Origin of the sequence: Agrobacterium sp. Ap1 (genome assembly GCF_017313375.1) — a bacterium.
Classification (GTDB): Bacteria; Pseudomonadota; Alphaproteobacteria; order Rhizobiales; family Rhizobiaceae; genus Neorhizobium; species Neorhizobium cellulosilyticum.
Genome location: NZ_JAFLMY010000018.1, coordinates 68,704 through 87,802, shown reverse-complemented (window position 1 = coordinate 87,802; position 19,099 = coordinate 68,704). Strand labels below are relative to the sequence as shown.

General features: G+C 58.2%; 18 protein-coding genes. 5 read left to right on the top strand and 13 right to left on the bottom strand.

Annotation, left to right across the window (positions count from 1 at the left end; genetic code table 11):
- Positions 1–580: 580 nt before the first annotated feature.
- The 7 genes from JZX87_RS24755 to JZX87_RS24725 form a co-directional block, all read right to left on the bottom strand.
- On the bottom strand, positions 581–1,951 hold the full coding sequence (locus JZX87_RS24755) for an FGGY-family carbohydrate kinase (RefSeq protein ID WP_206828591.1): 1,371 nt from the start codon (positions 1,949–1,951) through the stop codon (positions 581–583).
- Positions 1,948–2,268 carry an L-rhamnose mutarotase gene (rhaM, locus tag JZX87_RS24750; RefSeq protein ID WP_183826560.1) on the bottom strand — a complete coding sequence of 107 codons (321 nt, stop codon included), beginning with the start codon at positions 2,266–2,268 and terminating at the stop codon, positions 1,948–1,950. The genes JZX87_RS24755 and rhaM overlap by 4 nt, the downstream gene beginning before the upstream one ends.
- On the bottom strand, positions 2,265–3,269 hold the full coding sequence (locus tag JZX87_RS24745) for an ABC transporter permease (protein WP_206828594.1): 1,005 nt from the start codon (positions 3,267–3,269) through the stop codon (positions 2,265–2,267). The genes rhaM and JZX87_RS24745 overlap by 4 nt, the downstream gene beginning before the upstream one ends.
- A gap of 14 nt (positions 3,270–3,283) precedes the next feature.
- Positions 3,284–4,273, bottom strand: a complete 990-nt coding sequence (locus JZX87_RS24740; RefSeq protein ID WP_206828590.1) for an ABC transporter permease — start codon at positions 4,271–4,273, stop codon at positions 3,284–3,286.
- A gap of 10 nt (positions 4,274–4,283) precedes the next feature.
- Positions 4,284–5,810, bottom strand: coding sequence for a sugar ABC transporter ATP-binding protein (locus JZX87_RS24735; RefSeq protein WP_246436270.1), 1,527 nt, complete (start codon positions 5,808–5,810; stop codon positions 4,284–4,286).
- Between the two features lie 105 nt (positions 5,811–5,915).
- Positions 5,916–6,923 carry a rhamnose ABC transporter substrate-binding protein gene (gene rhaS / locus JZX87_RS24730; RefSeq protein ID WP_148146747.1) on the bottom strand — a complete coding sequence of 336 codons (1,008 nt, stop codon included), beginning with the start codon at positions 6,921–6,923 and terminating at the stop codon, positions 5,916–5,918.
- A 53-nt stretch (positions 6,924–6,976) separates the two neighbouring features.
- A complete protein-coding gene (locus JZX87_RS24725; RefSeq protein ID WP_148146745.1) occupies positions 6,977–7,795 on the bottom strand; it encodes a DeoR/GlpR family DNA-binding transcription regulator in 819 nt (272 codons plus the stop codon).
- 198 nt (positions 7,796–7,993) lie between these two features.
- Here JZX87_RS24725 and JZX87_RS24720 point away from each other — a divergent pair, with 198 nt between their 5' ends.
- The gene (locus JZX87_RS24720) at positions 7,994–10,090 is read left to right on the top strand and encodes a bifunctional rhamnulose-1-phosphate aldolase/short-chain dehydrogenase (protein ID WP_206828588.1); all 2,097 of its coding nucleotides are present in this window, start codon (positions 7,994–7,996) and stop codon (positions 10,088–10,090) included.
- A 48-nt stretch (positions 10,091–10,138) separates the two neighbouring features.
- Here the strand turns inward: JZX87_RS24720 and JZX87_RS24715 are convergent, their stop codons facing one another.
- Entirely contained in the window at positions 10,139–10,297 is a 159-nt protein-coding gene (locus tag JZX87_RS24715) for a YqaE/Pmp3 family membrane protein (RefSeq protein ID WP_148146741.1), read from the bottom strand.
- Positions 10,298–10,373: 76 nt separating this feature from the next.
- Between JZX87_RS24715 and rhaI the strand changes: the two genes are divergently transcribed.
- Positions 10,374–11,666 (top strand): L-rhamnose catabolism isomerase, encoded by a 1,293-nt coding sequence (gene rhaI, locus JZX87_RS24710; RefSeq protein WP_206828586.1) that lies wholly within the window; start codon positions 10,374–10,376, stop codon positions 11,664–11,666.
- 205 nt (positions 11,667–11,871) lie between these two features.
- Here the strand turns inward: rhaI and repC are convergent, their stop codons facing one another.
- The 3 genes from repC to repA form a co-directional block, all read right to left on the bottom strand.
- Entirely contained in the window at positions 11,872–13,089 is a 1,218-nt protein-coding gene (repC, locus tag JZX87_RS24705) for a plasmid replication protein RepC (protein ID WP_206828584.1), read from the bottom strand.
- A gap of 159 nt (positions 13,090–13,248) precedes the next feature.
- Complete coding sequence (repB, locus tag JZX87_RS24700) at positions 13,249–14,229, bottom strand: plasmid partitioning protein RepB (RefSeq protein WP_148146736.1); 981 nt, start codon at positions 14,227–14,229, stop codon at positions 13,249–13,251.
- On the bottom strand, positions 14,229–15,425 hold the full coding sequence (gene repA, locus JZX87_RS24695; protein WP_148146734.1) for a plasmid partitioning protein RepA: 1,197 nt from the start codon (positions 15,423–15,425) through the stop codon (positions 14,229–14,231). The genes repB and repA overlap by 1 nt, the downstream gene beginning before the upstream one ends.
- Before the next feature lie 538 nt (positions 15,426–15,963).
- On the opposite strand from repA, the gene JZX87_RS24690 reads away from it, so the two are divergent.
- The 3 genes from JZX87_RS24690 to JZX87_RS24680 all read left to right on the top strand — a co-directional run bounded on the left by JZX87_RS24690 (position 15,964) and on the right by JZX87_RS24680 (position 17,010).
- Complete coding sequence (locus JZX87_RS24690) at positions 15,964–16,164, top strand: hypothetical protein (protein WP_148146733.1); 201 nt, start codon at positions 15,964–15,966, stop codon at positions 16,162–16,164.
- Positions 16,165–16,609: 445 nt separating this feature from the next.
- Positions 16,610–16,774, top strand: coding sequence for a hypothetical protein (locus tag JZX87_RS24685; RefSeq protein WP_183685548.1), 165 nt, complete (start codon positions 16,610–16,612; stop codon positions 16,772–16,774).
- A 65-nt stretch (positions 16,775–16,839) separates the two neighbouring features.
- Positions 16,840–17,010, top strand: a complete 171-nt coding sequence (locus tag JZX87_RS24680; RefSeq protein WP_206828582.1) for a hypothetical protein — start codon at positions 16,840–16,842, stop codon at positions 17,008–17,010.
- 108 nt (positions 17,011–17,118) lie between these two features.
- Here the strand turns inward: JZX87_RS24680 and JZX87_RS24675 are convergent, their stop codons facing one another.
- Both JZX87_RS24675 and JZX87_RS24670 read right to left on the bottom strand, forming a co-directional pair.
- Complete coding sequence (locus JZX87_RS24675) at positions 17,119–18,249, bottom strand: M24 family metallopeptidase (protein WP_148146731.1); 1,131 nt, start codon at positions 18,247–18,249, stop codon at positions 17,119–17,121.
- 32 nt (positions 18,250–18,281) lie between these two features.
- Entirely contained in the window at positions 18,282–18,983 is a 702-nt protein-coding gene (locus JZX87_RS24670) for a type 1 glutamine amidotransferase (protein ID WP_206828580.1), read from the bottom strand.
- Between the last annotated feature and the right edge of the window lie 116 nt (positions 18,984–19,099).

The following is a 19,099-nucleotide window of genomic DNA, read 5'->3' as shown; positions in this document are numbered from 1 at the left end:
AAGGGCAGCACACGGACGCAATCTCGCCATCCGCACTGCCCGTTATCGGGCACTGCCACCAAATCAGCCCCGCTTACGTCGAGATCACATCGTTCTACGGAAAATCCGGACAGGTTAACATCTTGAAAAATAGACGTCAGCGACGCGATACGAAACCTAATCAAACGTTTCGTTTCGCTAGTGGATAGTTAACCATATCTGGCTGAAGGCTCGACGCAGGCAGGTCCCGCTGATTCGTATTATAGGCTTAAGAGCATCGTCTGAAAATACGCGATCCCGGTTATTAAAAGCCTTGTTTTCCGGCGCCGTCGGAAGACGTTGACAGCTGTCAACAGCCCTCCCCTGACGTATCAATCAGCGCAGCTTCGGCGCAACTCGGAAAGATGCCCCTCTCCTATTGCCGGGGACGAGACGCGCCATCCTGCGAAAGACGGTGACACATCGGAACCAGCACCGACAGGCAACCCGTCCTCTCACCTGACCTAAGCCCGCACAGCAATAAAGCGGATCGCGGTTGACAGCTGTCAACAGCCTCGTCCGGCAACTGGGCTCTCCGCGCCTAATCCGGCCGGAGCAAGACTCAAACGCTGGCGAGCCAATCCGCCCTGTAACCAGAAAGGCCGGCGCCATCGATTGCAACGGCCGGAACGCCACGGCGGTCAGCCGGCTTGATGCCCGCCAACAGAGCCGCCCCCTGGCTCGTGCCGGTCGAACCCGGAACGGCAAATACTCCCCTGCCCGTCAGGCTGGACAATAGACTGAGATAGAGCGCGTTGAGAGCAAACGGTCCTTCGACGAGGATAGGCCCCCTGCCGCCTGCCAGATCAAGGCAGGTCTCCGTCATCAGCGCAAAATAGAGACAGGCCGCAGCCCATCGCTCATCAGCAGACGCGCTCTGCCCATTCACCCATTTTCGCTCGCGCCCCGGGAACGGCCCTGATCCCGCAACGACATTCGGCAACAGCATCAGGCGTTTCCCGATAACGCCAGGCAATGCGGCCCTTGCCCGATCCTGATCCAGAATGCCCAGTTCGCCTGTCAGAATTTCGAACTCCCGGCCACCCATGAAACGGGCCGAGGGGACGACACGTCCGTATGCGTCGACATTCGCCAATGCGTCGCGCATCATATCCAGCCGGTCCACATCGCCGGCCACGGCGAAATTGATGACCCAGGTACCCGTCGAAACCACAGCGAATGGGGCGTCCCTTTCCGTAAGGTACGGCAAAAGGGAAGCGTTGGAATCGTGAATGCCGCAAAACACCGGTACAGGTTCGGGCAGGGAAATTCCCGAAACAATATCAGCGCGGACCATACCGACCTGATCAAAGGCCGAATGCACCGGAGCCATCAGGTCACGAATATCCAACACATTGACGAGCGAGGAATAACGTCCCTCATGGGGCCTCCAGAGATCCGTATGGCAACCGAGCGACGTCACCTCGTTGGCAGCGGCACCGGTCAGCCTGTAGGCCCAATATTGCGGGTAGGTCAGGATCGCCCGGACGCGCGAAAACGCCTCGGGAAAGGCCGACTTCTGATAATGGATCTGGGCACCCAGATTAAGTCCACCGGACAGACGCGGCGAAAAGGTCTCGGCAAAACCCGGGCGGATCTCGTCGTAAGCCCGCTGGATATCTTCGGGATACTGATGCTCGTAATCGAGAGCCGGCAAGGCCAATTGCCCATCCGCATCGATCAACGCAGCCGCAGCGCCGTGTGTCGTGATCGAAATGGCATCGAAGCCCGGCGCCTTGGCGAAATCGGCCAGCGTCTCAAGCAGAAAAGCCCAGAGCGCCTCGACATCGTAATGAGGGTAGGGCGGGCCTGATAGAACCCGGTTTGGCATGCGCCGCATCTCCATTTCCGCGCCGCTTGCGGCATCGAAAATCACCATCTTTGCATTCGTCTTGCCGATATCGAGGACGGCGATCCTTTCGAATGCGCTCATTGCAGATGAAACACCGTGACCAGATCGCTCTGAACCGGCGAATTGTCCGGATTGCTTTCCATGATATCCGCCATATGCGCCCACCAGCGCTTCATCACCGGATGCTCCGGCAGGCTCGCCATTGAATGGTCGACCGGCCGCGAAAGCACGCCGAACAGCGTGTTTGTCTCGCGGTCGAGATGGATGGAATAATCCCGCACACCCGCCTCGCGCAGAAGCGCGCTCAGTTCCGGCCAGATCTCGTCATGGCGCTTGCGATATTCGGCCTCCATGCCGGGGTTCAGTTTCATCTTGAATGCGTATTTCTCTAAAATCATTTTGTACTCATGAACCTGATGCGACGGACCACGATGGGCAGCGCGATGGTGATGATCAGAAGAAGGCCGACAAAGATCGACATGACGATGCCCGGCACGTTGAGAAGACCGAGCCCGAAGGTGACGAGGCCCATGACGAAGGCCGCGATGACGACGCCGGCAATTGTGCCGGCGCCGCCGAGAATGGAAACACCGCCGAGCACGACCATGGTGACGATCTCCAGTTCCCAGCCTTGAGCGATCGAGGGGCGGGTGGAGCCGAGCCGCGAGGTGAGGCAGACGGCGGCAATTCCGGACATCAGGCCGGTCAGCAGAAACAGCTTGAACTTGATCCGCTCGACCGGAATGCCGGAAAAACGTGCCGCAAATTCGTTATTGCCTATCACGAAAACCTGCCGGCCGAAATTGGTGGCGTGCAGCACGATGCCGAAAATGATGGCGAGCACGATGAACAGCACGAATTCGAACGAGAAGACCCAGAAGACATAACCCTGCCCGAAGTAGGCAAAGTCGGCCGGATATTTGCCATAGGCCTGGTCACCGAGCGTGATGTAGGAAATCCCGCGAAACAGGCTCATCGTGCCGATGGTGACGACGATCGAGGGCAGTTTCAGCACCGAGACCAGCGTGCCGTTGATCGCGCCGCAGACAAGCCCGACGCTGATGCCGACCGCAACCAGCCCCGGCGCACCGATCCCAATCTGGGCCGCCGCCCCCATGGCGGTGGAGGCGAGCGCAATGATCGCAGCAACCGAAAGATCGATCTCACCGACAATGATCAGCATCGCCATGGCAAAGGCGATCATCGCCTTTTCGGTGAAATTGAAGGTCGCGTCGGAAAGGTTCCAGGCGTTGAGGAAGTAAGGAGAGGCGAAGGAATTGGCGATGAAGATCGCGATTGCCACGCCGAACAGCAGCACTTCCCAGCTGCCGAGCAGGCGGCTCACCGGCGTGCCGAGCCGATCGGGAATGGCGGAACGGGTTCTGGTTTCAGCACTCATGTCGCGGGTGTCGCTCATACGGAAACCTCCTTGGCGCCACGGTCGCGCAGGATAATGCGCCCGGCCTTGCGTTCGGCGCGGGCATTGAAAACAACGGCGGCGACGATGACGATGCCGGAAATCGCCATCTGCGCGAAGGGCGAGATGCCAATGACGGGCAGGGCGTTCTTGATCACGCCGAGGAACAGCGCCCCAAGCACGGCACCGGCAACCGAACCGATCCCGCCGGCAATCGAGATACCGCCGATGACGCAGGCCGCCACCGTATCGAGTTCGAAACCGGCCGCGACATCCACATAGGCCACCGCATAACGCGACACCCAGAGATATCCAGCCAATCCAGCCAGCGCGCCCGAAAGGGTGAAAGCGAAAAACCGTGTCCGGCCGATATCGATACCCGCATAGACCGCAGCCGTCGGGTTGCCGCCGGAAGCATAGGTAGCGCGGCCGAACTGCGTTCGCGTCAGCACGACCCACATCATCAGCACGATGGCGATTGCCATCCATGACAGGAGCGGCATTCCCAGAACCGGCAGGCGAGGGAAGTTGAGGAAACCGGGCGTCATCTGGTGCGAATTCACCCATGCCCCACCCGACAGCACGAAGGCCATGCCGCGATAGATGGTCAGCGTACCGAGCGTCACGACGATCGGCGGGATCCGCAGCCACCAGACAAGCATGCCGTTGATGGCGCCCAGAGCCGCACCGATACCCACAGCCAGAATAACCAGCAGCGCCAGCGGCATGCCGGGATAGGCAGCATCCAACATCGCCACCGCCATGCCGGTAAAGGCGAGATTGGCAGCAACCGAAAGGTCGATCGACTTGGTCAGGATCACCGTCATCTGGCCGAGCGCCAGAATGATCAGGATCGATGTGTCGTTGAAGATATTGGCGAGATTTCCGGGCGTTGCAAAACCGGGGGCACGAGTGGCAAAACCCGCCACCATGATGGCGATAATGCCGACCAGAAGCAGCTCGCGGTGTTTTAGAAGTTTTTTCATCTCTGCGTCCTCAGGCATTTCCGGTGGCGGCGCGCACCAGCGTCTCGGCGCTCAACTGCGAGCGCTCGAATATCCCGGCCGACAAACCTTCGCGCATCACCAGCACCCGATCCGACACGCCAAGAATTTCAGGCAGTTCGGAAGAGACCATGATGATCGACAGGCCTTCGGCGGCCAGTTCGCTGATAAAACCATGCACCGCCGCCTTGGAGCCGATATCGATCCCCTTGGTCGGTTCGTCGAGAATGATCACCTTCGGCAGCGTCGCCAGCCATTTGCCGATCACCACCTTCTGCTGGTTGCCACCCGAAAGCGTACCAACAGGTACGGAAAGGGCTGCGGCACGCAGATCCAGCCGTTCGGCATATTTGCGCGCCAGCGCCAGTTCATTGGCGGCCTTAAGGAAACCGGATCGCGAGGTGCGCGCCAGCGAGGGCAGCGACATGTTCTGAAAGATCGGCATGGGCAGCGCCAGTCCGTGGCGACCGCGCTCTTCCGGCACATAAACAATACCGGCGGCAATCGCATCGCGCGGCGAGCGAATGGAAATCGTCTCGCCCTCTAGCACCAATTGACCGGAAGACGGCCGCGTCACGCCGAACAGCGACTGGCATATTTCCGAACGACCGGCACCGACCAAGCCATAAACACCGAGAATTTCGCCGCGCTTCAAATCGAAAGAGATGTCGCGATATTCCGTCGGGTGGCAGTAATTCTCGACCGAAAGCACGGTCTTACCGATCGCCACCTCGACCTTGGGAAAGATGTTGGAGACATCGCGGCCCACCATCATCCGCACGATCGTATCCTGCGGTGTCTCGGAAAGTCGCCCGTGACCCACAGCCCGGCCATCGCGAAACACCGCGAAATTCTCCGCGATCTCGTAAACCTCGTCGAACTTGTGGCTGATGAACAGGATCGCCTTGCCCTGTTTCTTCAAGCCCTCGACAATGCGAAACAGATCGTCAATCTCCTTGCGGGAAAGGGCAGCGGTCGGCTCGTCCATGATGACGATGCGTGCCTCGACCGACAGCGCCCGGGCAATCGCCACCAGATGCCGTTGCGCAATCGAAAGATCTTTTAGCCGTATAGTCGGGTCGATCTCGCTTTCCAGCGCGTGAAGCAATTCGGCAGCGCGCGCATTCATCACCTTCCAGTCGATCAGACCGAAACGGGTGCGCGGCGCATGCCCAAGAAAAATGTTCTCCGCCACCGACAATTCGTCGAACAGCACTGTCTCCTGATGGATGGCGGTGACACCTGCATCGACGGCATCCTGCGCGCTTGAGAAGCTGACCGGCTGCCCATCGATCAGGATCTCGCCTTCGCTCGGCACATAGATCCCGGTAAGGATCTTCACCAGCGTCGACTTCCCCGCGCCGTTCTCGCCGATCAGGGCAGTCACTTCACCCGGATGAAGCGAGATATTGACGCCATCCAGCGCCTTAACACCGGGAAAAATCTGGGAAATTCCACGCATTTCCAGGATCGTCGTCCGGTCCGCGGATCTCGAATCCTGAATAGGCGCCATCTCCATGCCCGTCCGTTCAACTGCGGTCATCATCATATCTGCCAATTGGAAGTCATCGCTGGTCCGGCGCCAAAAAGCTGGCGGCGCCGGACCTTGAAGTCCCGGGAGGGATCAGAAGATCTTAGAGAACTCGTCGATATTCTTGGCATCGTAGATGAACGGATCGGCCATCGCGGCCTCGCCGTTGTCACCGATCTTGATCTTGCCCATGCGGCCGGCAGGGATTTCCGAACCCGGCTTGCCGTCGGCGTCACCCTTCACCAGATGATAGGAGATCTGGGTGGCGCTGTAGCCGAGATCGATCGGGTTCCAGATGGCGAATTCCTTGGTCGCACCGGACTTGATGGCGCCCGCCATTTCGGATGGAAGACCAAGACCGGTCACATAGACCTGGCCGATCTTGCCGGCATCCTTGACCGCCTGGGATGCCGCCAGCACGCCGACCGTGGTCGGTGCGACGATAACCTTGACGTTCGGCTGCGAGGTCAAAAGACCCTGCGCTTCGCGATAGGACTTGTCGGCAAGGTCATCGCCATAAACCGTGGTGGCAAGGTTGAGACCGGGGAAATCCTTCAGCTGCTTCTTCATCTCGCCGATCCAGATATTCTGGTTGGTCGAGGTGGTGGTGGCAGACAAAATGGCGAAATCGCCCTTGCCGCCTTCGAGATGGCTGGCTGCAAGTTGCAGGCACATCTTGCCGATCAGCTCGCTCGAAGACGGATTGAGCTGCAGGATACGGCCTTCCGGTGCAACACCGCTATCCCAGGAGATCACCTTGATGCCGCGCTGGGCCGCCTTTTTTAGCGCCGGGACGACAGCATCCGGGTCGTTGGCGGAAATAGCGATCGCATCGACGCCTTGAGCGATCAGCGAGTTGATTACTTCGATCTGACCTTCCGCCGTCGTCGAAGTCGGGCCGGTATAGATGATCTCGACGCCGCCGAGTTCCTTTGCCGCCTCCTGTGCGCCCTTGTTGGCGGCTTCAAAGAAGCCGTTGCCGAGCGATTTAACCACAAGCGCGATCTTCATGTCGGCAGCATTCGCCGCCGATGACATCATGGCCAGGGCCAGTGCCGCGCCCAATGCCAGCTTCTTCGCCAGTTGTTTCGAAAGTTTCATGCCAATTCTCCTCCCAAAGATTGAACCTATGTCCATTTCCTCCCGCCGGCGCCTTATGCGACGGACGGGGTATCTTCCTCACCCTTATGTGCAGCACCTGCCATACCGGCGATAATCAGTGTCACGCCGGCATCCTCCACCATGCGTTTGGCATCCTCCGAGACGCCGTCATCGGTAATGATCGTCGTCACACGCTCCAGCGGACACAGGATCATGCTCGACCGCCGCTGGAATTTCGATGAATCGACCATAACCACCAGTTCTTCGGCCTGGCTCATCAATTTCTGCTCGCTCTGGATCACCAGTGCATCCGGCTCCATGATCCCGAGAGGGCCAATCCCTTGCGCCCCGATAAACATGCGGCGAGCGTAGAAATTGCGGATTGCGTCATTGTCGAAAGGCGACAGGATCAGGCTTTGTTCTCGATAGATCGTACCGCCCGGCACCGTCACGTTGTTCTTGGAATGCTTGACCAGATGTTCCGCGATCGCAAAGGAATTCGTCATCACCTGCATGCGGCGCGCGGCCATGTAATGCACCATCTGGAACGTCGTCGTTCCGCCATTGATGATGATCGATTCACCCTCGTCGCACAGATCCACGGCCTGACGCGCAATTGAGCGTTTCTTATCGATGTTGACCGATTCCGACACACGGAATGAGCGGGCGGCCAGCTGGCCGATCTGCGGCGGATGCACCGCCTCCGCTCCGCCCCGCACCCGGCGAAGTTTGCCCTGCACGTGCAAAGACGCGATATCCCGGCGGATCGTCGCCTCGGACGCATCCGTCAGATCGGCAATATCCTGCACCGTGATCACAGGCTTTTCCTGGATCGCGCTCAAGATTATGCGATGTCGTTCGCGTTCGTGCATGGTCTCCTCCTGAGGCCAACTATTATCAGTTTCCTAAAGTTGTCAATCATAAACGATCAAGATTGATTCTACCGCAACGCAACATGATCGAACTTGATCAATTACGATTGACAAGCGACCAAACATCGCGCGATATCCTGTCGCACAAACGGCGCAGGAGGACCAGCGTCGTCACAAAATACCGTCAGGGAGGACGACATGTCGGGCCAAATCCGCCTTCTCGATAACCGCTGGGATGATGCTTACGCTGCCAAACTCGATGAGCCGGGCAAGCTGCTTTATCGCTCCAATCTTCTGGGCAGCGATAAACGCATCACCAATTACGGCGGCGGCAACACGTCCGCCAAGGTCATGGAAACCGATCCGTTGACCGGAAGTCAGGTCAAGGTCATGTGGGTCAAGGGTTCCGGCGGCGATGTCGGCACCATCAAGCTTGATGGCTTCTCCACTCTCTATATGGACAAGCTGGACGCACTCAAAGGCATCTACAAGGGTGTCGAAGATGAAGACCGCATGGTCGGCTTCCTGCCCCATTGCACTTTCAACCTCAATCCGCGCGCCGCATCCATCGATACGCCGCTGCACGGTTTCGTGCCGTTTACGCATGTCGACCACATGCACCCGGATGCGATCATCGCGATCGCCGCTTCGAAGAATTCGAAGGAACTCACCCAAAAAATCTTCGGCAGCGATATCGGCTGGCTGCCCTGGCGCCGCCCCGGTTTCCAGCTCGGGCTGGATCTAGAAGCCTTCGTGAAAGCCAACCCGACCGCCAAGGGTGTGGTTCTGGAAAGCCATGGCCTGTTCACCTGGGCAGACGACGCCAAGGATTGCTACCTGCTGACGCTCGACATCATCAACAAGGCGATCGAGTGGTTTGCCAGGGAGACCGAAGGCAAGACGATCTTCGGCGGTGCCGTCACAAAGAGCCTCGGCGCTGAAGAACGCCGCGCCATTGCAGCCAGGCTGATGCCGGAAATCCGTGGCCGGATCGGCAAGGCTGAACGCAAGCTCGGTCATTTCGACGATCAGGATGCCGTGCTCGAATTCGTCAATTCGAAGCACCTCGCACCGCTGGGCGCACTCGGCACCTCCTGCCCGGACCACTTTCTGCGCACCAAAATCCGCCCGCTGATCGTCGATTTCGATCCGGCAAAGCCGGATGCGGATGCCGTGGTTGCCGGCCTCGACAAGGCGCTGGAAGATTACCGCGCCGATTACACCCGCTACTACGAGACTTGTAAACACGACAACTCGCCAAAGATGCGTGACCCCAACCCGGTCATATTCCTGGTTCCGGGCGTCGGCATGCTCTCCTTTGCCAAGGACAAGGCGACCGCCCGCATCGCCGGCGAGTTTTATGTCAACGCAATCAATGTCATGCGTGGCGCTTCGACCGTTTCCGAATATCAGGGCCTGCCGGAACAGGAAGCCTTCGATATCGAATACTGGCTGCTGGAAGAGGCGAAGCTGCAGCGCATGCCGAAGCCGAAAAGCCTGGCAGGACAGGTGGCATTCGTCACCGGCGGTGCCGGCGGCATCGGCCGCGCCACCGCAACCCGCCTGATCGGCGAGGGTGCCTGCGTGGTTCTGGCGGATATCGATCAGAATGCGCTCACGGAAACGGAAGCGGATTTCGCCAAGCGCTTCGGTGCCGACGCCGTACGTGGCGTCAAGCTGGATGTGACCGATGAAAATGCTGTGGCAAAGGCCTTTGTCGAAGCCTCCGTCGAATTCGGCGGCGTGGACATCCTCGTCTCCAATGCCGGCATCGCCTCTTCGGCACCGGTGGAAGACACTACGCTTGCGATTTGGAACAAGAATATCGACATTCTGGCGACAGGCTATTTTCTGGTATCCCGCGAGGCCTTCCGCCTGTTCCGTCGCCAGAAGATCGGCGGCAACGTCGTCTTTGTTGCCTCGAAGAACGGTTTGGCCTCTTCGCCTAACGCTTCGGCCTATTGCACGGCCAAGGCTGCGGAAATCCATCTCGCCCGTTGCCTCGCTCTGGAAGGAGCCGATGCCGGTATCCGCGTCAACACTGTCAACCCGGATGCCGTTCTGCGCGGCTCGAAAATCTGGAGTGGCGAGTGGCGCGAACAGCGGGCGACGTCTTCCAAGATCGACGTGACCGAGCTGGAGGAACACTACCGCAAGCGTTCGATGCTCAAGCTCAACGTCTTCCCGGAAGACATTGCGGAGGCGATCTACTTCCTCGCCTCGGACCTCTCGGCCAAATCGACCGGCAACATCATCAATGTCGATGCCGGTAACGCCCAGAGTTTTACCCGCTAAGCACATCTGCCTGCTACCGTGGAATTTGATCCCGGTGGCAGGTCGCGGCTACTTGCGCAGAATGACCCAGATCGCGTGAATGATCCCGGGCACATAGCCGCAAAGTGTCAGCAGAATATTCAGCCAGAAATGCAGGCCGATGCCGACCTGTAGGAACACGCCCACAGGCGGCAGGATGATGGCGAGAAGGATGCGAATGACGTCCATGAAATCCTCGTCTTTGAAATAATTGCACACGATAACGCAGCCAGCGCCGGTTCGTTCGCCTGGCGGAGGAGGAAAAATGACGGATCAGATGATTTCCGCCGATGTGATCGGCGAACACAACAAAAACAATGAGGTAGCGCTCGCCTCCGACTATGCCGCGCTTGGAGAAAACCTGTCCCGCCGCGGTGTAGATATCGAAGCGATCACCAACAAGGTCTCGGAATTCTTCGTTGCCGTTCCCTCCTGGGGTGTCGGTACCGGCGGCACGCGCTTTGCCCGCTTTCCGGGGCAGGGCGAACCGCGCGGCATCTTCGACAAGCTGGAAGATTGCTCCGTCATCAATGAGCTGACCCGCGCGACGCCGACCGTCTCGCTGCATATTCCCTGGGACAAGACCGATCCGAAAGACCTGAAGGCAAAGGGAAATTCGCTCGGCCTCGGCTTCGATGCGATGAATTCCAACACCTTCTCTGATGCACCCGGCCAGGCGCATTCCTATAAATACGGCTCGCTCAGCCACACCGATGCCGCCACCCGCGCCCAGGCTGTCGAGCACAATATCGAATGTATCGAGATCGGTAACGCCATCGGCTCCAAGGCTTTGACCGTCTGGATCGGCGACGGTTCCAACTTCCCGGGCCAGGCTAATTTCACCCGCCAGTTCGAACGCTATCTCGCGTCGATGGCCGATATCTACAAGGCACTGCCGGACGACTGGCGGCTGTTTTCCGAACACAAGATGTACGAACCGGCCTTCTATTCCACGGTCGTGCAGGACTGGGGCAGCAATCTGCTGATCGCCCAGACGCTCGGTGACAAGGCTTTCTGCCTCGTCGACCTCGGCCACCATGCGCCCAATACCAATATCGAAATGATCGTTGCTCGCCTTATCCAGTTCAAGAAACTCGGAGGCTTCCACTTCAACGATTCCAAATATGGCGATGACGATCTCGATGCGGGTTCGATCGACCCCTATCGCCTGTTCCTCGTCTTCAACGAACTGGTCGATGCCGAAAACCGTGGGGTCAAGGGTTTCCATCCGGCCCACATGATCGACCAGTCGCATAACGTCACCGATCCAATCGAGAGCCTGATATCAAGCGCGAACGAAATCCGCCGTGCCTATGCCCAGGCCCTGATCGTCGATCGCAAGGCGCTGGACGGATACCAGCAGGACAACGATGCCCTGATGGCAACCGATACGCTGAAGCGCGCCTACCGCACCGATGTCGAGCCGATCCTTGCCGAAGCCCGTCGCCGTGCCGGTGGCGCAATCGATCCGATCGCCGCCTATCGCAAGAGCGGTTATCGGAAGAAGGTTGCAGGCGAGCGCCCGGCCGTCGTGGGTGGTAGCGGCGGCATCGTCTGATATTCGAAACCCGGTTGGGGCCGTTCTTACAAAGTAGGAGCGGCCCTTTTCTTATTGTCTCTTCTCCACCGCGACACTTATTACAGGCGCATTCGTCTCGATAGAGATCTTTATCGTCAAAGAAAGTCCTTCACTTCCGCGTATCTAACGGAAATATCTGAAGAAAATAGGGATTTTGACTGCCGTCAACGACGGGTTTTGAAAGCTATCCCGTTCGCTTGAGGCCCTCACTCGCATTGGCCCTTATCAACGCCATCAGCATCGGCCCCAGCGAGAACTCGGCACGCCCCGCCCTTGCCGACAGGTCTCTCAGATAACCACCAGCGGAATTAATATGTCCGACACGCTCAAGAATGCAGGCCAGTGCCACGGCCGCATTTTCCTGCCCGAGTGTTTCGGAGGCTTGCTGATATGCTGACGGGCTGACACCCAGCATGGAGCGAACCAGAACGGCGGTTGCGATGAAATCACGCCAATTGCCGATCTGACCGCCTCTCGCATAATCCAGCATCTGCGGGCAGGCCCGCAGCACCATGCTCAGCGGAAACGTTTTTGGCGTCTCGTTCTGCCTGAGCTTGGTTGGCTCGGTTTTTCCTTCAAGCTCCTTCTCAGAGCCACGTTCAAGTTCATAGATGGATTCGGAATCTGAATTCTGTATGTGGCATCCATTTTGGATGTCATTGGTGTCTGTTTTTTCGGTTTTTACCTGCGTTTCCAGACGATTGACGATTTCCGCACGCAGCCCGTCCATTTCGCGGAGTACGGTTTCGACCGTTTCCCGATTGGGGGAACGCGGCAGACGGGAAATCATGGCTTCGTAGATCTCTTCCAGCATGCACCAGTCACCCTCCGCACCTTCTTCCACGGCGGCGGTGAGAAGCTTGCGGATGTCACGACGGCAAAGGGTGAGGGCTTCCTTGGCGCGCTTGAAGCGGATCTTTTCGGCAGCGACCTGTTGTGCAAGTCCGGCAAGCTCGGCAGCACGCAGCATCAGTGGCTCGAGGTCGAAACCGTAAGCGTCTTCTATCTGGCCGCCATGTCCGCGATGAGCGTAGCGCTTGCCGTTCGGGCTGTCGCGACGATGGATGAGACCGGCTTCGATCAGGGCCGCAAGATGACGCCGCAGGGTCGTGCCGGCAATGCCATGAGCACGAACAGAAAGCTGCGCATTCGATGGAAAGACGACAAGCCTGTCGCCTGCCGCAAATTCGTTCTTCGGATGGAAGGTTAGCAACGCATCGAGAACCGCAAGCGCACGGTCATGCAGACCGAGCAACTGACGCGCTTCGGAGATATCGCGGAACACTTTCCATTTTTCGACAGGACGCTTCATCCGGTCGTCGGACGATTGCAGCTGGCCTTTTACCAAGGCGAGCGTCATCGGCCGCCGCCCGAAAGGCGTCGTCACAAGTCCAGTTCGCATCTTTCCCTTCACCTTTCTTCAGGCAAAAGAAAGCCGCTCACCAAAACGATGCCAAAAACTCTTGACTGTGATTCGTGGAAATGCGATTCTGCAGGTGCTTAATCAGAGAGAAGCTTCCACGACGGAAACGTTTTGGGGGCTTTTTTCTTTTGGTCGGTCCTATTCCTTCATGAGCCGGCGATATTCGGCATAAAGATCGTCCAGGCTGTCGGCGATGAATTCACCGAAACCCACGGCGTCTTTGGCCTTCAATGCCAATGTGTAACTTTTCCCGTCGTTGCGGATTTCGGCCGAGACCGCCCTTGCAACGCCTTCATCCTTGGGAACCCATTTCGACTTCTTCGGCGGCCGTGCATAACCCGAGGCTTTCTTGCGGGTCAGGGCATCGACGACAAAGACAAAACGGGCGTCTCCGTTCAAACCCTCAAGATCGGTCGCAGCGAGAACTTCGCGCAGTTTCGCGAGATTGGCCGGACGTTCGAGAAGCAGCTTGAGTTCATACCAGCGGTCGCGACCCGGCAGCTTGGCCCCACCGATCGCGTCGAGAATGTCACGGGGCATGTTGGCGACCGACATCATCTTGGAGAGCGTCGCCTTGTCCACAGATAAGGCGGTCATCACAATCGTGCTGTCATTGTCGTAGTGTAACTCTGAAAGCCGACGAGCAAAGGTTGCCTTTTCGATGAAGGACAGATCGGCACGAGCAGAATTTTCCTGCCCCTGGGCAATCACATGTTCACGGTCGGAGATCGGCTTGACCACCGCACGAACGTTGCGGCCGAGCGCGGTGGCCGCCTTCAGCCTCCGGTGGCCGAAAACCACCATGTAGCGGCCATCATTATGTGGGTGAGGGCGCACGAGGATAGGGCTGGTCTGCCCGTGTTCGCGAATGGCAGCGACCAGATCCTCGAATGCCTGCGGATCCTCTTCCAGCCTGTCGCGGATAAAGGATTCCTCGATCGTCTCTGGCGAAAGCTCAACGACGGTTTCGCCTTCCAGCATCTTGTCGGCACGTTCGGCCAGCTCGTCGATCGTCGACATGATCGTACGCGACGCGCCCTTGACGGCGTAATCGAGCGCCACGCCGTTATCCGGCCGGTCCTCATTCATCACATTGGCAAACGGGTTTTTGCGCGCCATCACATCCTCCCCCAGGCCCGGTGGATCAGCCCCTGAATCTCGAAATTGACGCTGTCCATGCAGTCGATGGCGCGGTCATAGGTTTCACGGGTGAAATTCGCGCGCTCGACTTCATAGAGCGTCTGCTTGGTCAGACCGGCATCGGAGATCGCCGTCGACTTCACCATCGGATTTTTCAAAATCTCCTCAGCCAGCATCGATTGCATGAAACCCAGCATCTGGGCCTGCGGAATATCGGTCGGCTCATATCTGGTAATCAGATATCGCAGCCAGTCCATCTCGACATTGGCGCCGGCGCGTTTGATCGTCTTGATGATATTGCCGAGCATCAGCAGGAACTGGCTCATCGACATCAAGTCGAGCATCTGCGGGTGGACGGTGATCAATACCGAGGTGGCGGCTGTCAGTGCAGTCAGCGTCAGGTAACCGAGCTGCGGCGGGCAGTCGACGATCACCACGTCATAACGGTCCTCGACCTGCTGCAGCGCCTTGCCGAGCCGGGTGAAGAAACGCTTGCCCTCGCTCGACGTCTGCATCGCCAGCGGAGTATCGTATTCGTATTCCTGCAGTTCCAGATTGGCCGGAATGATGTCCAGGTCCGGAAAATTGGTCTGCTGAATGATCTCGGCAATCGGCTTCTTCTCGTCGTCATAACGGATAGCGTCATAAAGCGAAGAATTGCGGTCCAGTTCCGGCTGAAAACCGTGAAGTGCGGAAAGCGAGGCCTGTGGGTCGAGATCGATGGCAAGCACACGATGGCCGGTCAGCGCGAGATGCTGGGCAAGATGGGCCGTCGTCGTCGTCTTGCCAGAACCGCCCTTGAAGTTGACGACGGCGATCACCTGCAGCTTGTCGCCATCCTTTCGATGCGGGACGTATTTCTTGGCGTCGGATTTGCCGGTCTTGTCGAGGAAAAAGCGCAGCTCGCGCATCTGCTCGCCGGTATAGAAACGGCGGCCGCCGGTCGACGTCTTCGGGGTCGGTCCCTTGCCTTCGAGATGCAGTCGCTTCAGATTGTTGGGGCTGACGCCGAGATAATGCGCGACTTCGGCCATGGAGAACAGGCGCAACGTCTTTCTTGCATTCGGAGGAAATTTTTCCAGCCGCAACTGGTCGAGGCGACGCGAGATCTCTGCACCTTGGAGCAGGATCTTTTCGTCAAACTCGAAAGACGGCAATTTAGAATGCGCGTTCATGCAGGGAACCGTTCTGGCGATAAAACTCAAGTTTCAGGGAAACTGCCGCCAGTATCCGCCTTTTTCGAAGGCTTACAAGGAATTTCTAGTAAACCGAACCCTTAATCCAACGGAATCGGATTCTGCAAAAACTTATCTAACTATCTGACAAATATATATTTTATTGTTTACTATGAATGAGGGCCGGTGTCGAACACCTTAGCCGGCAGCCGTAGGGCTGGCGAGTAAGCGGCCGGTTTTGTCGCCGGAAAGTGAGAATCAGTATCAAGAGAATCAAAGTGAGTCCTGCCGGCCGGCTTGCGGGCATGCACGCGGCAGCGGAGGCGGGAAAATCGGATTGGACAGTGCGGGGGAAGCGCACTTCAGTCTCAGGTTTTCGCGCAATCACTGACCGGGCGATCAAATGCCGCAGGCGAAATTGACGGCAACGACCCTTTTAGTGGTTGCCAAGCTTTATCCCTTATTTTAGAATCATTCTAATATTTATGAGTTTGGGTCTCAGGTTTTGAGCCCAACATTTGAAGAAGGAGAGCTACCCATGTCGAAAGATACTTCCTGCAAAGCCTGTTCGTTTTATGAAGATCACGTCGTAAACGCCGGTTCGGCTCCGGCAGATGCTGGTCTCTGTCGCGTCAACCCGCCGGTCACGCAGCCGGCGGCCGATGCCCGCGGCTTCTGGCCGGTGGTTTCCGCTAACGACTGGTGCGGTCAGTTTGAAGGCGATGCCAAGGCTGCTTGATAGCGCCGGACATTCAGAATTAGAAAGGGTGGCTTTCGAGCCGCCTTTTTTTGCAGCCGTTTCCCGCAGCGGGGTCGAAATATTCGGCAGAATCTATGTTTAGATCGCATCGATTATTGGGACACGTAGTGCGTCGGTCATCTCCGACTGGCAATCCGGTTCAGGCTCTCGACACGCAGTTAGTCAATGATCCCCAGGCGGGCCGCGCCGGTAGCGATTGGGCTCTCAGCCTTCGATGAATGGTTTTGTCGTTGAAAAGGCGACCTTTATACCCTCCGACCGGAGCTTCATTCGATTAACCGCGGCGTTGGCTGTTCATCTGCCGAGATTTAGCGAGAGAAGCGGGATGGAGACGGCCTGCGTCAGTGCCTCGATATCTTCGCCGGAGAAGAGGTCACGGGAAATGAGACGGGAAAGCACGGTGCGCCGTTAGGTGAGGGGCCTTATGGTAGGTTCGTTAAATCGCATCAGTTCTTCCGCTTCGGCGGGCCGGCTTTTCAGGCAGGGAGGGCCGGAAGAGATCATCCGCGAGGACGTCCCGACCGAGACCTGCGAGACCGGTTTCAAGGTGCGCGAGATGGACGGAAAACGGATCGCAACTTTCTATTGAGGGTGATCGGTGCTGCGCCTCCGTTGCCGATTGGCTTTCGCCAAAGGCTCGGCTAGAACGATCTTATGAGCGACAATGTCATCAAGTTCCAGCGGCCGAAACAGCCGAAGCCGCCGCGCCAGACGCCGCCGTGGCTGAAGCGGGTTATTACTGTTCTCGTGGTGATCGCCGCCTTTGCGGCGATCTATGCCTATTACAGCCTTGCCGGAACACCGCCACAGGGTGTTCCGGGGTAGAGCACTTCCGCCTTTCTTCGAAAGGCGAAACAGCTCTATCTCTTTGTTTTAACGCAATTCCGGACGCAAAACCGGTTCCCACTTTTGCTGGAATTGCTTTAGGTCGGCTTACTTGACGAAGAGCTGGCGCGGGAAGTTGGTCAGCTTTTCATAGCCGGTTTCGGTGATCGTGATCGTTTCCGACATGCCGAAACCGCGGGCGAGCACGTAAGTATGGAAAGTCTGGCCGGGTTCGAAGACCCAGGTGCTGTTTTCCGCCGATTCCAGCGGCTCGCCGCCGTTGGGCTGCAGGAGCAGGCCGACGGAATAGAAGGTCTTGTTGGTGTAAGTCTCGCGCAGGCCCGCCGAGAGCACGCCGTCCCGATAGATCGCATCCGGCACACGCACCGAAACGCCCGGCTTCACTTCGCGGATTGCTGCATCCTGAATGGCGATCAGCTGCTCGACGACTTTGTAATCATCATCCTGCACCGGCCCGACGCGGATCGGGCGCATGAAGCGGGCGTGGTAGTGTTTTACGTTCGGCGTAGTCTCGATCTGGACAATGTCACCGGCTTCCAGCACCCGGTCGGAATAACCGCCATGCAGGTGGAAGGCGCGTTCGCCCGAGGACATGACGCCCGGGCCTGGCAGGTCGGAACCGGCGCGGATCATCGCGGCGCAGATTTCGGCTGCCATTTCGCGCTCGGTGACACCGACGGCGGCGCTGTCTATCGCTGCCCGCATCCCGGCTTCGGCGGCCTTTGCCGCACGGCGCTGATAGGCGATTTCGGCGGGCGACTTGATGAGGCGCATCTGTGGCGTCATGGCGCTCTCGTCCTGCCAGACGATGCCGGGAAGAGCGGATTTCAGATATTCGTAACGGCCGGCCGAGAGCGGCCAGGCGGAAAGCTCGATGCCGAGCTTGGCGGTTTTGCCGATGCGACTTTCTATGGCGGAGGCGGCAACGGCCATGCGGTCGTCGCTGTCTGTCCACATCACCCGGTCGGAGAAAACGCAGGTGCTGTCGAGATAATATTCCTCGACGTCACGGCAGAACAGGGTCGGCTCGCCTTCTGCCGGGATGATGGCAAACTGCAGCGTGCCATAGGCGCGGGTGAAATAACCGGTGAGCCAGGTTACGGTCTCCGGCAGGAAGGCGACGAGGCCATCGAGCTGCTTTTTCTTCAGCTCCGCCTGGACGCGGGAGAGGCGGGACAGGAATTCGGCGCGTTCGAACCAGTAGGCGGGCGTAACCATTATTCTTCCTCGATCGGGATGTTTTGGGAAAATCAGGCGTTCTGGACCAGTTCCGCAAAGCGGGTCAGCATGGTCTTGGCCTCGGCGGCTTCGTGGGCCTGTGCCTTGAGGTCATCGATATCGGCGCCATCGAGCGTCATCCGCTCGCGGTTTTCCTCGAACCAGATGACGGCCTGCGCCTTGGTGATTTCCGGATGGCCCTGGATGCCCCAGATATCCTTGTCCTTGTAGCGCCAGATATGGTTGGGGCAGTCGTCGGAATAGGCAAGGATCGTCATGTCCGGGTGGGCGGCCTTCACCTCGTCATTGTGCCAGACGAACATGTAGGCGCTGTCGACCAGATCACGGCAGAGCTTGTCGGTGCGGGCGGCCTCGGTGAGCGGCAGGTCCTTGTAGGCGATCTCGCAGGAGGTGCGGCGGAACACCTGGTCGCGGCCACACAGCGCTGAAGCAAGGATCTGGCTGCCGAAGCAGATGCCGAGCATGGGGATTTCAAGCTCCGCGGCTTCGCGGATCAGATCATGTTCGCGCAGGATGAAGGGCACGTCCTCATAGGCGCCATGCGGGCTGCCGGAGAGAAAAATGCCGTCATAACCCTTCAGCGTCTCGGGGAACTGGCCGTCATAAGCCCAGTAGCGATCGACCTTCAGGCCCCAGGCTTCGAAGCGGTCGTCGAGCTTTGCGATGGACTGAAACTTGCGGCCATTGCCGAGATAAAGAAGGCGTTTGCCCATGTCATTCCCCGTTTTCAAAATCAGCACACCAGTGGTATACCAATGGTGTGCACGGCGCAATCGGGAAATCGTGGCAATCATCCGGTGCCGTGTTATGCATCTGAAGGAACAGCTAA

Bases quoted from the DNA above. Each gene is read 5' to 3' on its own strand.
- JZX87_RS24670 (WP_206828580.1), bottom strand. From the start codon at position 18,983: ATGGGCAAACGCCTTCTTTATCTCGGCAATGGCCGCAAGTTTCAGTCC.
- JZX87_RS24680 (WP_206828582.1), top strand. From the start codon at position 16,840: ATGAGCGACAATGTCATCAAGTTCCAGCGGCCGAAACAGCCGAAGCCG.
- JZX87_RS24690 (WP_148146733.1), top strand. From the start codon at position 15,964: ATGTCGAAAGATACTTCCTGCAAAGCCTGTTCGTTTTATGAAGATCAC.
- rhaI (WP_206828586.1), top strand. From the start codon at position 10,374: ATGACGGATCAGATGATTTCCGCCGATGTGATCGGCGAACACAACAAA.
- repB (WP_148146736.1), bottom strand. From the start codon at position 14,229: ATGGCGCGCAAAAACCCGTTTGCCAATGTGATGAATGAGGACCGGCCG.
- JZX87_RS24725 (WP_148146745.1), bottom strand. From the start codon at position 7,795: ATGCACGAACGCGAACGACATCGCATAATCTTGAGCGCGATCCAGGAA.
- JZX87_RS24715 (WP_148146741.1), bottom strand. From the start codon at position 10,297: ATGGACGTCATTCGCATCCTTCTCGCCATCATCCTGCCGCCTGTGGGC.
- repA (WP_148146734.1), bottom strand. From the start codon at position 15,425: ATGAACGCGCATTCTAAATTGCCGTCTTTCGAGTTTGACGAAAAGATC.
- repC (WP_206828584.1), bottom strand. From the start codon at position 13,089: ATGCGAACTGGACTTGTGACGACGCCTTTCGGGCGGCGGCCGATGACG.
- JZX87_RS24675 (WP_148146731.1), bottom strand. From the start codon at position 18,249: ATGGTTACGCCCGCCTACTGGTTCGAACGCGCCGAATTCCTGTCCCGC.
- JZX87_RS24740 (WP_206828590.1), bottom strand. From the start codon at position 4,273: ATGAAAAAACTTCTAAAACACCGCGAGCTGCTTCTGGTCGGCATTATC.
- rhaS (WP_148146747.1), bottom strand. From the start codon at position 6,923: ATGAAACTTTCGAAACAACTGGCGAAGAAGCTGGCATTGGGCGCGGCA.
- rhaM (WP_183826560.1), bottom strand. From the start codon at position 2,268: ATGATTTTAGAGAAATACGCATTCAAGATGAAACTGAACCCCGGCATG.
- JZX87_RS24755 (WP_206828591.1), bottom strand. From the start codon at position 1,951: ATGAGCGCATTCGAAAGGATCGCCGTCCTCGATATCGGCAAGACGAAT.
- JZX87_RS24685 (WP_183685548.1), top strand. From the start codon at position 16,610: ATGGTAGGTTCGTTAAATCGCATCAGTTCTTCCGCTTCGGCGGGCCGG.
- JZX87_RS24745 (WP_206828594.1), bottom strand. From the start codon at position 3,269: ATGAGTGCTGAAACCAGAACCCGTTCCGCCATTCCCGATCGGCTCGGC.
- JZX87_RS24720 (WP_206828588.1), top strand. From the start codon at position 7,994: ATGTCGGGCCAAATCCGCCTTCTCGATAACCGCTGGGATGATGCTTAC.
- JZX87_RS24735 (WP_246436270.1), bottom strand. From the start codon at position 5,810: ATGGAGATGGCGCCTATTCAGGATTCGAGATCCGCGGACCGGACGACG.